The organism is Massilia sp. CFBP9012 (assembly GCF_034045115.1).
GTDB lineage: Bacteria > Pseudomonadota > Gammaproteobacteria > Burkholderiales > Burkholderiaceae_D > Telluria.
Genome location: NZ_JAXCWM010000001.1, coordinates 25,663 through 39,146 on the forward strand (window position 1 = coordinate 25,663; position 13,484 = coordinate 39,146).

Genomic DNA, 13,484 nt, shown 5'->3' on the forward strand with positions numbered 1-13,484 from the left:
GGCGTGCGCGCAATCGCCGCTACCCTCACCCTCACCGCGCTGATCCCGGCCACCTCCCTCGCGGCAGCTCCGATGCCCGGTCCGATCGCCGAGCGCCAGCACGCGCCGGCCGACGGCTGGGCCGCGCAGCAAGGCGGCACCCGCGGCGGCGCCCTCGCCGGTCCGGCCCATGTATACACGGTGGCCGACCGCGTGCAGCTGGTCGCCGCCCTGGAGGCGCCGGCGCCGGCGCGCATCGTGCGGGTGGCGGCCACCATCGACATGAGCGAGGGCCGGGCTTTTCGCGACCACGACGACCAGGCCAGGCGTGGCGCCGTGCGCATTCCATCGAACACCACCCTGGTTGGCGTCGCCCCGGGCGCCGGCTTCGTCAACGCCAGCCTGATGATCACCGGCGTCGAACAGGTGATCGTGCGCCACCTGGCGATCCGCAATCCCTGCGACGTCGCGCCGCAGTGGGATGCGCAGGACGGCGCCAAGGGCAACTGGAACTCGGAATTCGACGGCATCACGGTGCGCGCCGCGCGCCACGTCTGGATCGACCACAACAGCTTCACCGATGCGCCCGACACCGACGACCGCGCCCCGATCGAGAACGGCAAACGCAAGCAATGCTACGATGGCGCGCTCGACATCACCCAGGGCTCGGACCTGGTCAGCGTCACCTACAATCACTTCGCCCAGCACGAAAAGAACATGCTGATCGGCGCCGGCGACCGATTTACCGGCGACCAGGGGCGGCTGCGAATCACGCTCAAGGGCAATCTGTTCGAGCACGTCGCCGAACGCGCCCCACGGGTGCGCTTTGGGCAAGTCCACCTGCTGAACAATTACTATGTGGGCGAGCGCGGACGCGCGGTGTATGGCCACGGCTACAGCATCGGCGTCGCGCATGCCTCGCGTTTGATTTCCGACGCCAATGCCTTCGAGGTGGCCGGCGCGAACACCTGCGAGCAGCTGGTGCGCGACCCGGCGCGTAGCCCTGGCGTCTTCGTGGACAGCGGCTCGCTGCTCAATGGCCAGCCGCTGAGCGACTGCCCGCACGGCGGCGACGCCGGTTGGCGCGTCCCCTACCCTTATATGGCGTTGCCGGCCTCGCAGGTGCCCGCTCACGTGCGCGCCAATGCAGGCCCGCACCCAGGCGCCAACGACAGCGCCGGCGCCATCGTGGAGGCCCGCCTCGCGCCGGCGACCGGCGCGCCATTCGTGCTGCGCGCCCGGCGCGCCGCCAACGGCGACTGGCAGGGCGCCAGCCTGCAACTGGTCGACGGCGGCAAGACACTGCAGGTCGAACTGCTGGCCGCACGCGATGGCCAAGTGCAGCGCCTGAAGCAGATACGGCGCCGCACCGTGCCCACCGACATGCCGCTGGTGCTGGGCTTTGCCGCCGACGCCGGCCAGTTGGCCGCGCTGGTCGACGGCGAACGGGTGACCACCGCCCTGGCCGAACCGTTGCCGGCCACCCAGCCGCTCGACTGGGAAGCTGGCGCGCACCGGCTGCTCGACCTGCGCGGCGGCCCCATCGACGCGGCGCCGGCACGCCTGAGCGCCCAGGTCGCCGAGCGGCGCATCCTGCTGCAGGCCGGCGACCCGGCCGCCGCCATCCCGATGGGCGGCGCCTCCAGCTTCGAGGTAGTCAGCGACGATCCGCGCATCGCCACAGCAAACGTCGTGGCCGACGTCGCGCACGGCGCCGTGCGCGTAACGCCGCTCGCAGCCGGTCGAACCACACTGACCGTGCGCAGCACCAACGATCCGTGGGCCCAGGCCAGCTTCGCGGTCGTGGTCGGGGAACGCTTCATCGAACCGCGCGGCACCGGGAGCGTAGCAACCCGTCCGCAGCTGGATGAGCGTGGCGTACCGCCCGATACGCCGCTGCGCCTGGCCCTGGCGCCTGGCGCCGAACTGACGGGGGAAGGCAGCATCCGGGTGCTGCGCAAGCGCGACGGCCTGCTGGTTGCGGTAATCCGTCCGGGCGAAACGGTGACCGCCATCGGCCCCGCGCCGCGCCAGCGCCTGGTGCGCCAGCACGCGCTGCGGATCGTCGACGGCGAACTGCGCGCGCGCCTGCCGCAGGCGCTCGAGTACGACACCGAGTACGAGGCGCTGGCCGAGGCGAGCCTGGTGCGCGGCGCGGTTTTCCACGGCGCGCGCTGGCGCTTTCGCACCACGCCGCAGCGCCCGGTGGGCGACAGCGTGACGGTAGCCACCGAAGGACGGTCGCATTTCCGCACCGTGCAGGGCGCGCTCGACTACGCGATGTCGCTGCCGCGCGCGCAGCCGCTCACGATCAATGTGCGCGACGGCGTCTATCCCGAATTGCTGTACCTGCGCGACAAGGACAACCTCACCCTGCGTGGCGCCAGCCGCGAAGCGACCGTCATCCGCGCCGCCAACAGCGACACCCTGAATCCCGGCTCCGGCGCCGGACAAGAAGCCGGCACGCCCGGACTGCTGGGTGGGCGCGCGCTGTTCCTGGCCCAGGACAGCGACCTGCTCGACCTGCGCGACATCGCCCTGCACAACAGCACCCTGCGTACCGACGGCCACTCGCCGCAAGCAGAGACCCTGTTCTTCAGCAGCCGCGATGGTCGCCTGATGGTACGCAACGCGCACTTTTTGAGCGAGCAGGATACGCTGCAGCTGACGGGCTATGCCTGGTTCCACAAGTCGCTGGTGGAAGGCAACGTCGACTTCATCTGGGGGAACAACCGCGCCGCGCTGTTCGAGGACAGCGAGATCCGCAGCATCGGGGACAGCGCCCGTCCGGAGAGCGGCGGCTACATCGTGCAGGCGCGCACGATTGGCGCCACCGAACCGGGCTTCATCTTCCTGCGCTCGCGCCTGACACGTGGGGCCGGGCCGGCCGGCAATATGCCGGCGGACGGCAGTGCCTATCTGGCGCGCTCGCCCGGCACCGCCAACACCTGGGATAACGTGGCCTTCATCGATTGCAGCGTCGGCCCGCACATCGCCGCCGACGGCTGGCTGCGGCGGCCGGCGCCGAATCCGGCCGAAGGAGGGTGGCGCGAATACGGCAACCGGGGTCCGGACGGCCAGGCGCGCAGCTACGGCGGCTTCATGCTCGGGCGCGAACAGGCCGCGAAGCTGTCGAACCGCGCCGCCGTGTTTGCGGGCCGCGGCTGGAACCCGCAACCCTAGGCGGCCCGCACGCGCCATGAGATTTACCCGTACACTTGCAACATCAACCATACCAAACTAAGATTCGCTAGTTTTGGCGCCCACTGCCAATAATCCAGGACGAACCGATCGATGAAGAAGACCCCAGCGCTGAATGAACCTAGCACCACCGAGCCGCGGCTGTACCGGGTCGTCTCGGCCAAGATCGAGGAGCTGATCCGCGCCGAGAACATCCGCACCGGCGAGCGCCTGCCGGCCGAACGCGAGCTGGCCGCCAAGCTGGGGGTCAGCCGCACCTCGCTGCGCGAGGCCCTGATCGCGCTCGAACTGAGCGGCAAGGTCGAAGTGCGCGGCGGCTCGGGGGTCTATGTCAGCGAGGACGTCGCGCCGAAGGCCGACGTGCCGACCGTCGGCCCCGGTCCGTTCGAGGTGCTGGCGGCGCGCCGCCTGATCGAGGTCGAGGTCGCGGCGCTGGCGGCCAAGCACGCCAGCGATTCGGCGATCGACGCGATCCTGGTCGCGGTCGAAGAGATGGAACAGCACCACGAAGACCGCAGCGGCAACGAATCGGCCGACCGCAACTTCCACCTGGCGATCGCGCGCGCCACCGGCAACAGCGCGATGGTCGGCGTGATCGAATACCTGTGGAGCCAGCGCGGCTCGCTGTGGCACAAGCTGAAAGAACACTTCCAGACCGAGGAACTGCGCCAGCAGACGCTGATCGACCACCGCAACATCTTCGCCGCCATCGCCTCGCACGACGTCGCGGGCGCGCGCCAGGCCATGCGCGCCCACCTCGACCGCGTCACACGCACCTTCTCGCGCGGCTAAGCCGCGCTTTCTCGCCTTCTTCCTCGCCTCCCGGCATCGGCGCCACGCACGGCCCGAGCCGGCGTGCGTACGCCCATTTCCTTCTAGCGCCGCCCCCGCGACGACCGGCGCTCCACCTCACCCGGAAACCAAAAGGCTAGACCAGTTTAATTTCTGGCTCGTCCAGATTGCAAAAGTGGTCTGACCAAAGTAGAATTGTTTTCATACCAATCATCGGCGGCCCGGCGGAAACGGGGCGAACATGCGCGCGATCCGGAGAGAACATCCGGACGCATTCGACGACTACAGGCAGGAGACACGCAGTGAACCAACTTCGCACGACCAAGCAACCCCGCTTCATCCTTTCGGCCGTCGCACTCGCGGCGATGACCATGGCGAACCTCGCAGCGGCGCAGGAAGCGCCCATGCAGCGCATCGAGGTGACCGGTTCCTCGATCAAGCGCCTGGCGACCGAGAACGCCCTGCCGCTGACGACCTACAAGGCCGAGGAACTGGCCAACCAGGGCCTGACCACGATGTCCGAGGTCGCGGTGGCCCTGACCGTGGCCGCGACCAACGAGCCAGTGGGCGGCGGTGGCGGCGGCACCATGATCAATATGCGCGGCCTGAACACCAACCGCACCCTGGTGCTGCTCAACGGCCGCCGCCTTGCCAACGAGGCGCTGGGCGCGAGCTCGGTCAACGTCGACGTCATCCCGATGGCTGCCATCGACCGGGTCGAGGTGCTGCGCGACGGCGCCTCGGCCCTGTACGGCACCGACGCGATCGCCGGCGTGGTCAACTTCATCACCAAGCGCTCGGTACAGGACGTGACCCTGCATGCCAGCACCGTGCAGCCGCAGGAATCCGGCGGCGGCGACCAGAAACGCGTCACCATCGTGGCCGGCAAGGGCGACCTCGCGAAGGATGGCTGGAACGTCTACACGGCCTTCAGCGCCCAGCGCCGCGACTCGCTGCTGCAGCGCGACCGGCCGCAGATCTGGGACCCCGCGAAGCTCGCCTCGCTGGGCGGCACGCCGTTCAATTCGAATACCTCGGGCGGCTCGGCCTCGCCGGCGAACTTCACCATCTATCGCAACGGGCGTTCGGCCAACATCACCGGCAACCCTTATTATGCGACTGGCTGCGCGGCGCCAGGGCTGGCGCAGACGACGGTGCCATCGACCCGCACCGCCGCCAACGGCGGCAATACCTGCATCACCGACCCGGGAATCTACCCCGAACTGCTGCCGGAAAACCAGCAAGTCACCCTGTTCACGAAAGCCAGCCTGGCGCACGGCGAGGGCAAGATGCTCACCGTCGAACTGAACCTGGCGCGCTCGTACATCGATGCCGTCAGCGGTCCCCAGCCCTTCGGCAACAACACCGACTATGACCGCCTCACGGCATCGCGCCGTCCGCTGATGATGACGTCCGCCAGCAAGTGGTATCCGGGCGGCAGCGGTGGCGTGCCGGCGGTGGCCGGCCTGAACGGCGAAGACCTGGCGCTGACCTGGAGCCTCGACGAACTCGGCCCGGTCAAGCTGCACGACGTGCAGACCAACCACCGCCTGGTGATCGCCGACGAAGGCCAGGTCGCCGACTGGGATTACCGCGTGGGCGCGTCCTACGGCTACAGCCACCGCGACAGCGGCTTCAAGGAAAACTTCGTGCGCACGCCGGCCGTGTATGCGGGCGTTGCCAACGGCATCCTGAACCCCTTCGGCGCGCAGGACGAGGCCGGCCGCGCCTACCTCGAGGGCATCTCGGCCGACGGTGAAGTGTTCCGCAAGGCCGACGTGCGCTACTACGGCGTCGACTTCAACCTGAGCCGCACCCTGATGGACCTGCCGGGCGGCGCCCTGGGCCTGGCGGTCGGCGGCGACTGGCATCGCGAGACCTACGAGGAAAACGTGCCGATGGTCGGCGACGAAGTGGTCTGGCGCGTCAACGGCACGCCGGGCAACAACCCGAGCGGCGCACGCCGCGTCTCGGGCCTGTACGCCGAACTCGATGCGCCGGTCACCAAGGACCTGAACCTGAACTTCGCGGTGCGCGGCGACCATTTCAGCGACTTCGGCTCGACCTTCAATCCGAAGGCCAGCTTCCGTTACCAGCCGATGAAGGAACTGATGGTGCGCGGCACCGTCAGCACCGGCTTCCGCGCCCCGACCCTGCCCGAGCTGTACGGCGTTCCGCGCAGCCTGCAGGCGTCGACCTCGAGCTGGGACGACCCGCTGCTGTGCCCCGGCCCGACCCCGAACGTGGCCGGTTCCGGCGCCCTCACCACCGACCCGCGCTTCGCCGGCCTGGGCCTGGACGCCGAACGTGTCTGCAACACGCGCCTGACCACGCTGGTGGGCGCCAATCCGGACCTGGAACCGGAGAAGTCGAAGACCTATACGGTCGGCTTCGTGATCGAACCGGTCAAGAACTTCGTGGCGACCATCGATTTCTGGAAGATCGACATGAAGCGCACGATCGCCCAGATCAACGAAGACTCGATCTTCGACAACCTGGACCGCTACGGCGACCTGTTCGTGCGTAATCCCGACGGCACGCTGGCCTATATCACCAAGACGCGCCTGAACATGGGCGGCCTGAAGACGCGCGGCATCGACATCGGCCTGAACTACCTGGTGCCGACTGCCAACTGGGGCCGCTTCGGCTTCTCGATGGACGGCACCTACACCGACCGCTACGAGGGCCAGAACGACGCGGGCAGCCCGTGGGTCGACAGCGTCGGCCGCATCGGCGCCCTGTCCACCGGCTCGACCTCGGCCAACACGTATATCTTCAAGTGGAAGCACCAGGCGCGCGTGAACTGGAGCTACGGCCCGTTCTTCGCCCAGCTGACGCAGCAGTACACGTCGAGCTACGAAGACACCAACGCCCTGCCGACCCAGCAGCCGGGCCAGCCCTTCCATAACGTGATCGAGCCCTACCGCGTGTATAACCTGTCAACCACCTACAAGGTGTCGCCGAACTTCAAGCTCGGCGCCGGCGTGAACAACCTGTTCGACACCGATCCGCCGCTGTCGAACCAGCGCCTGTCCTCGCGGGTCGTGTTTGCGCAGAACATCGCCAAGCCGATCGGCCGTGCCTTCACGGTGCGCGCGGATTACACGTTCTAAGCCCGTCGTTGCCCGCCTGCGCGAAAAGTCGTTACCTCCGGTGGAGGTAACGACGCCTCCTGGAGCGCCATGAAGCACCTGTCCAACTCCCTGATCTTGTGCGCCGCCGCAGCCGCTGCCGGCTGTGCCAGCGACGCGCCTCACGATATCTCGTCCATCCCTCTGATGCGCCAGGTGGCGCCGCCCGACGGCTGGGCGGCGCAGGCCGGCGGCACCCGGGGCGGCGCCGACGCGCCGGTCGCCAATGTCTTGACCGTCACCGACGCCGCGCAGCTGCGCCAGGCGCTCGGCAAGTCGGTCCAGGGCAGCCGCATCGTGCAGGTCGCCGGCGCAATCGACATGAGCGAAGGCCGGCCCTACGCCGACCATGCAGACCAGTCCAGGCGCGGCCGCGTTGCGGTGCCGGGCAATACCACGCTGATCGGGCTCGGGCCACATTCCGGCTTCGTCAACGCCCACCTGACGGTGAGCCGGGTGTCGCAGGTGATCATCCGCAATCTGCACCTGCGCAATCCCTGCGACGTCGCTCCGCGCTGGGATCCGAAGGATGGCGACGGCAACTGGAATGCCGAATTCGACGCGATCGCAGTCGTCGCCTCGACCCACGTCTGGGTCGACCGCAACAGCTTCACCGACGCTCCGGCGACCGACGACACGCTGCCGGTCGTCGACGGCAAGACCCAGCAGTGCCACGACGGCGCGCTGGACATCCGCGACGCCAGCGACTACGTCACGGTCTCGTACAACCACTTCGCCCTGCATGCCAAGAACACGCTGATCGGCGCCAGCGACAAGGCCGAAGCGGATGCCGGCCACCTGCGCATCACCATCAGCAACAACCTGTTCGAATTCATTTCCAGCCGCGCCCCGCGGGTGCGCTTCGGCCAGGTCCACCTGTTCAACAATTACCACGTCAGCGACCGCAAGCACCCGGCCTACCGCCACGACTACAGCGTCGGCGTGGCCAGGCAGGCGCGCATCGTCTCGCAGGCCAACGTATTCGAGGTGGCCGATGCGCGCGGCTGCGCCGACGCCGTGAAGCCGTTCGCACAGGGGCCGGATGCGGGCAGCTTCAGCGACAGCGGTTCGCTGCTGAACGGCGCGCCGCTCGCCGGCTGCGGCGTGGACGCCGCGCCGGGTTTCGAGGTGCCCTACCCATTCGCGCCGCTGCCCGCGGCCTCGGTCGCGGCGCATGTGCGCAGGCACGCCGGCGCCGGCAAGTAACCATCTCACGAAAGACATCATGCGTATCAACCAAGGCAAGATCATCGACACCCGGCGCCGTTCCCTGCTGCGCGCCGCCTCGGCCTCGGTGGCCGGTCTCGCCGCCGGCTGCCACACAGGCAGCCAGGCCGGCGCAGCCCCGGCTGGCGATCCCTGGCTGCGCGCAAAAGCCATCGTGGATCGCTTCAGGCAGCCGCTGACCTTCCCCCAACGCGATTTCACTATCACCGACCATGGCGCCAGGCAGTGCAAGGTGGTGACGGTGGACGGCCACGTCGCCCATCACGAGCCCGGCAAGTTGACGACGCCGGCGCCGGATGCCCCGGACTGCTACCACGCGATCGCCGCCAGCATCGCGGCCTGCAGCGCCGCTGGCGGCGGGCGCGTCCTGATCCCGGCCGGGAACTGGCTGATCAAGGGACCGATCGTCCTCAAGTCCAACGTCAACGTGCACCTGGCCAGCGGCGCCCACGTCTATTTCAGCAACGACCCCGAGGACTTCATCAAGTACGGCGAACACGACTGCGGCGCAAACGGCAGGCTGACCCTGTCGCGCTGGCAGGGCAACGACTGCCTGAACCACTCGCCGCTGGTCTACGCCTATGGCCAGGACAATATCGCCCTGACCGGCGAGGACTGGACCAGCATCCTCGACGGCCAGGGCGGCGTGCCGCGTGCGAACGGCGATACCTGGTGGGACTGGAAGGGCAAGCGCAAGCCGGGCCCGCGCCAGCACGAAGCGCAGACCGCCGTCAATCCGCGCACCCCGGCATCGGTCCGCGAGGTGGCGCCCGGCCTCGACTCGGCCCAGGCCGCGCTGCTGGAAGGCGGCAACGACAAATGGCGCACCGACGAGGCCTGGCTGCCGACCCTGTCCGAAGCCGGCGTACCGGTGGCCCGGCGCGTGTTCGGCCGCGGCCACTACCTGCGTCCCTGCATGGTCGAGTTCATCGGCTGCAGCAATGTGCTGCTACAGGGTTATCAGCTCAATGGCGCGCCATTCTGGCAGCATCACCCGGTCAATTGCAGCAAGGTGGAGATCCGCGGCGTGCACATGGACAGCCTTGGGCCGAACAGCGACGGCTTCGACCCGGAAGCCTGCGACACCGTGCTGGTGGATGGCTGCACCTTCAACAGCGGCGACGACTGCATCGCGATCAAGGCCGGCAAGAACCGCGACACCCGCTTCGGGCCGACCCGCAACGTCGTTATCCAGCGCTGCGTCATGAATAGCGGCCATGGCGGCGTGACCCTGGGCAGCGAGATGGCCGGCGGGATCGAGCACGTGTATGCGCAAGAGATCGAGTTCCGCAACACCCACTGGGCCACCGACCCGCTCAACACCGCGATCCGGCTCAAGACCAATATGAACCGCGGCGGCTTCCTGCGCCATTTCTACGTGCGCAACGTCACCATGCCCAATGGCGTGAACCTCAAGCCCCAGTTCTATAAGCCGCTACCAGGCTCGCCGATCGCGCCGAAGTCGGTCGCCCCCGGCGCCGGCGCCGTGATCACCTTCGACTGCGACTACGCGCCGAGCGCCGACAATCTGCGCACCCGGCCGCCGGTGGTGGAACACATCCACATCTCGGGCGTCAGGGTGGGCAATGTGCCAACCGCGGCCGGGCCGCGCTCGTGCTACCAGGCGATGCTGTTCCTTGGGCCGGTCGGCTTCGACTACAACGGCAGCGAGGCGGCCGAGATCCTGCCGATCCGCGACGTGACCATCACCGACTGCGATTTCGGCACGCCAGTGAACGCTGGGCAGCCCTGGTATCTCTACAATGTGCGCGACGTCAGCCTCAGGAATGTCCGCATCGGCGGCAAGGTGATCGACACGGTGCTGTCGCACCGCGCCTGATCAGGGAGTGATGCGCAGGTAATCCAGGTCGGCGTAGGCGCCCGGCGTACCGGTCGCGAACACGCCGACCTGGGCGCCGACCCAGCGGCCCATGGTGGCGTCGAAGGGCTCGCCCAGCGACATGTACCGAAGGCCGTCGGCGCTGTACGAGAACGACACCCGCGCGCCATGCGTTACGTGCATGCGCAGCGTGACCGCGTATCCAGGCAAGGCAGGTCCGACCGTCTCGGCGCAGGCGCCGTCCTGGCCGCAGCGCACGCCGACCATGCGCGGCTGGCCGTCGACGCGGCGCACACCGAACCAGTCGCTGGCCAGGCCCATCACGCCGAGCCCCACCTGGTCGCCATCCTGCTGGGCGCGCAGCTCCACCTTTGCCGTCACGCCGAACGCCGGACCCGGGAATTTCTGGGTCAGCACCGACGGCAGCTGCCGTACCGGCGCCGCCGCTTGCGCGAACAGGCGCAGAAAGCCCGGTCGCGCGTCCAGCGCACGCCAGCCGGCCTGCGGATTGGCCGCCCATTGCCATTGCGGGCCCAGCTCCGGGCCGTCGAATTCGTCGCCCACCGCCGGCTCGCGCCGCGCGAAGACTCCCGGCACCGGCTTGGCGTGCTCGATGAGCGGCTGTCCCACACCCGGCTTGGCGGATGGCTCGCCGATCAGCGGCCAGTCGTCGATCCAGCGCAGCGGCTGCAGGTGCACCACGCGGCCATGGGCGCGCCGGTCCTGGAAGTGGAAGAACCAGTCGCTGCCCTGCGGCGTCGTCACCCAGGCGCCCTGGTGCGGGCCGTTGATATCGGTGGCGCCCTGCTCCATCACGATCCGGTCTTCGTACGGGCCGTCGATGCGGCGCGAACGAAACACCGATTGCCAGCCATGCTCGACGCCGCCCGCCGGCGCGAACACGTAGTACCAGCCGTTGCGCTTGTACAGCTTGGGGCCCTCGAGGGTGCGGTAGCCCGGCAGGCGGTTGCCGTCGACGACCACCTGGCCCTCGCCGTCGAGCAGGCTGCGCCCGTCCGGCGCCATGCGGCGCAGGGTCAGCACATTATTGAAGCCGGCCCGGCTCTTGGCCCAGGCGTGGATCAGCCATGCGCGGCCATCGTCGTCCCACAGCGGCGCCGGGTCGATGATGCCCTTGCCGGGCAAGAGCAGGTGCGGCGTGCTCCACGGACCGGCGAAGTCCGTTGCGGTGCTGACGTACACCCCGTGGTCCGGATCGGGATGGAAGATCCAGAAGCGCCCGTCATGGTGGCGCAGGCTCGGCGCCCATACCCCCTTGCCATGCTGCGGCGTCGCGAAGGTCGCCTGCGGCGTCAGTTGCGGCAGCGCGTGGCCGACCAGCTCCCAGTTGACCATATCGCTCGAAATCAGCAGCGGCAGACCGGGCGCGTTGGCGAAGCTGGAAGAGACCATGTAATAGCGTTCGCCGACCCGGATCGCGTCCGGATCGGAATAGTCGGCATGCAGGATCGGATTGCGGTAGCGGCCCTCGCCCAGGTCGGCCGACCATGGCGCACGCGCCGGCATGGCGCCCAGCTGTTGACTGAGGAAACGGTCCATGGCGTCGACCGTCGGCGCCAGCCACGGATCGAATAGCCAGAACGAATGCGGCGCGCCCGCCAGCGCCACGGTATCGGTCGCGATGCCATGCCCGGCCAGCCTGGCCGCCAGCGCTTCGCGTCCGCTGGAAAAGCGCGGCACGCTGCTGACGATGAACTGCACCGGCGGGCTGTCCTTGCCGGCGTGCGTCAGGGGCGAGGCCTCGCGCCACAGCGCCGCCTTGTCGGCATAAGGGCCGCCGAACCAGGCGCCGGCCGCCGACGGCTTCTTGGCCGGATCGTCTTCATGCCGCAGCGCCTCGGGCGAGGTAAAATCGGACAGGCCGTCGATATTGACGATGGCGCGCACCTCGCGCGGACGCGTCATGCCGACCAGGGCGGCGATCTGGCCGCCGGCCGAACCGCCCGCGAGCGCGATCCGCTCCTTGTCGAATCCGAACTGGCCCGCCTGCGTGCGCAGCCAGTCCAGCGCCGCCTTGACGTCGTCGATCGCGGCCGGATAGCGCGCCTGGCCCGACAGGCGGTAGCTGACGGTGGCGGCGGCATAGCCGCGCGCCGCCAGGCGCGCCGCGAGCGGCGCCATATTCGTGCGCTCGCCGCTGCCCCAGCCGCCGCCGTGCACCAGCAGCACCAGTGGCGCGGGCTTTGCGTCGGGCGCCGGCAGGTAGAGATCGAGCGCCAGCGCCAGTTCGGCGCGCCGCGCATAGACCAGGTCCTTGCGGACCCGGACCGGCGCCGGCGCCTCGGCGCTCGCGATGCGGATCTGGGGATAGTCACCCACCAGCTTGCGGTAGGTGGTTTCGGCGTTATAGGGAGACTGGGCGGCGGCCGGCGTCAGCACCGCGGCCAGCACCAGCGCGGCGGCAACAGGAGCAGGTTTCATAGCGACGCGCCGCGGAAGGTGCAGCGCCGGCGCAGCGTCGCACCAGGGGCGAGCACGGTCAGGCCGGGCTGGCCCGGCAGATTGTGCGCATTGATCGGGTGATCCACCGGCTCGAAGCAGAAGAAATCGCGTCCCGGCGGAGTATAAAGGATGAAATATTCCATGTCGGCCTCGATCTCGAGCGCCACGCCGCGCGCCGGCCAGGCGATGCGCGCCCGTCCCGGCCAGCCATCGAACACATGGTCGACACCGTCTTGCGGCAGCGCGGCAGGCATGTCGAAACACCAGTGATCAGGTATCTCGCCGCGGGTCAGCGGCAATTTGTCCGGACCGCTCGACCATACCCCTTCAGCGCCCGCTTCGAGCAGCGCGCCTTGCGGGTCTGGCATCCAGGGATGCAGGCCGATCCCGAACGGCAGCGCCGCCGCGCCGGTATTGCGCAGCGCGAGATCGACCGCCAGCGCTGCGCCGTCGAGCGTGTAGCGCAACTCGGCTTCATAGGAAAATGGCGAAGCGTCGGGACGCGCCAAGGTCAGCGTCAAGACCGAGTCGCTGTGATGCGCCACCTGCCAGGCCTGCTGCCAGCCGTCGCCGTGGATCGGACACGGCTCGCCGGCCCGGTTCGGCGCCGGCACGTATTGTCGGCCTTCGAACGCAAACCCCGAAGGCGCCATGCGGTTGGACCAGGGCAGCAGCGGGAAGCAGGCCAGCTGCGAGGGCGTCGGTACGCCGCTTGCATCGGACGCCAAGGCGCGCAACAGCGGGCTCGCCTCGCCACCGGCAATCCAGTCCAGCCGCGCCAGTCCGCCACCCACCTGGGGCACGACTTCGGCCACCAGGCTGGCGTTGCGCAAGACGAGGCGCTCGATCAT

Annotated in this window: 7 protein-coding genes; 5 read left to right on the forward strand and 2 right to left on the reverse strand. The window is 68.9% G+C overall.

Translation table 11 applies throughout. The annotated features are described in order from the left end of the window. Positions 1 to 3: 3 nt before the first annotated feature. From SOM61_RS00105 to SOM61_RS00125, 5 genes are all read left to right on the forward strand, one after another. Positions 4 to 3,162: a pectinesterase family protein gene (locus SOM61_RS00105; RefSeq protein ID WP_320472178.1), complete on the forward strand. Its 3,159-nt coding sequence runs from the start codon at positions 4 to 6 to the stop codon at positions 3,160 to 3,162. Positions 3,163 to 3,273: 111 nt separating this feature from the next. After that, complete coding sequence (locus SOM61_RS00110) at positions 3,274 to 3,972, forward strand: FadR/GntR family transcriptional regulator (protein WP_320472179.1); 699 nt, start codon at positions 3,274 to 3,276, stop codon at positions 3,970 to 3,972. A gap of 302 nt (positions 3,973 to 4,274) precedes the next feature. Beyond that, positions 4,275 to 7,085, forward strand: a complete 2,811-nt coding sequence (locus SOM61_RS00115; protein ID WP_320472180.1) for a TonB-dependent receptor domain-containing protein — start codon at positions 4,275 to 4,277, stop codon at positions 7,083 to 7,085. A 69-nt stretch (positions 7,086 to 7,154) separates the two neighbouring features. Next, entirely contained in the window at positions 7,155 to 8,309 is a 1,155-nt protein-coding gene (locus tag SOM61_RS00120; protein ID WP_320472181.1) for a pectate lyase family protein, read from the forward strand. A gap of 19 nt (positions 8,310 to 8,328) precedes the next feature. Then, the gene (locus SOM61_RS00125) at positions 8,329 to 10,170 is read left to right on the forward strand and encodes a glycoside hydrolase family 28 protein (RefSeq protein ID WP_320472182.1); all 1,842 of its coding nucleotides are present in this window, start codon (positions 8,329 to 8,331) and stop codon (positions 10,168 to 10,170) included. On the opposite strand, the gene SOM61_RS00130 is transcribed toward SOM61_RS00125, so the two are convergent. Both SOM61_RS00130 and SOM61_RS00135 read right to left on the reverse strand, forming a co-directional pair. After that, positions 10,171 to 12,612, reverse strand: coding sequence for an alpha/beta fold hydrolase (locus tag SOM61_RS00130; protein WP_320472183.1), 2,442 nt, complete (start codon positions 12,610 to 12,612; stop codon positions 10,171 to 10,173). Further along, on the reverse strand, positions 12,609 to 13,484 hold the full coding sequence (locus tag SOM61_RS00135) for an aldose 1-epimerase (RefSeq protein ID WP_320472184.1): 876 nt from the start codon (positions 13,482 to 13,484) through the stop codon (positions 12,609 to 12,611). Before SOM61_RS00135 ends, SOM61_RS00130 begins: the two co-directional genes overlap by 4 nt.

What these genes read in the sequence shown, in the direction of transcription:
- SOM61_RS00110 (WP_320472179.1), top strand. Translation starts at nt 3,274, where the DNA reads ATGAAGAAGACCCCAGCGCTGAATGAACCTAGCACCACCGAGCCGCGG.
- SOM61_RS00120 (WP_320472181.1), top strand. Translation starts at nt 7,155, where the DNA reads ATGAAGCACCTGTCCAACTCCCTGATCTTGTGCGCCGCCGCAGCCGCT.
- SOM61_RS00125 (WP_320472182.1), top strand. Translation starts at nt 8,329, where the DNA reads ATGCGTATCAACCAAGGCAAGATCATCGACACCCGGCGCCGTTCCCTG.
- SOM61_RS00130 (WP_320472183.1), bottom strand. Translation starts at nt 12,612, where the DNA reads ATGAAACCTGCTCCTGTTGCCGCCGCGCTGGTGCTGGCCGCGGTGCTG.
- SOM61_RS00135 (WP_320472184.1), bottom strand. Translation starts at nt 13,484, where the DNA reads ATGATCGAGCGCCTCGTCTTGCGCAACGCCAGCCTGGTGGCCGAAGTC.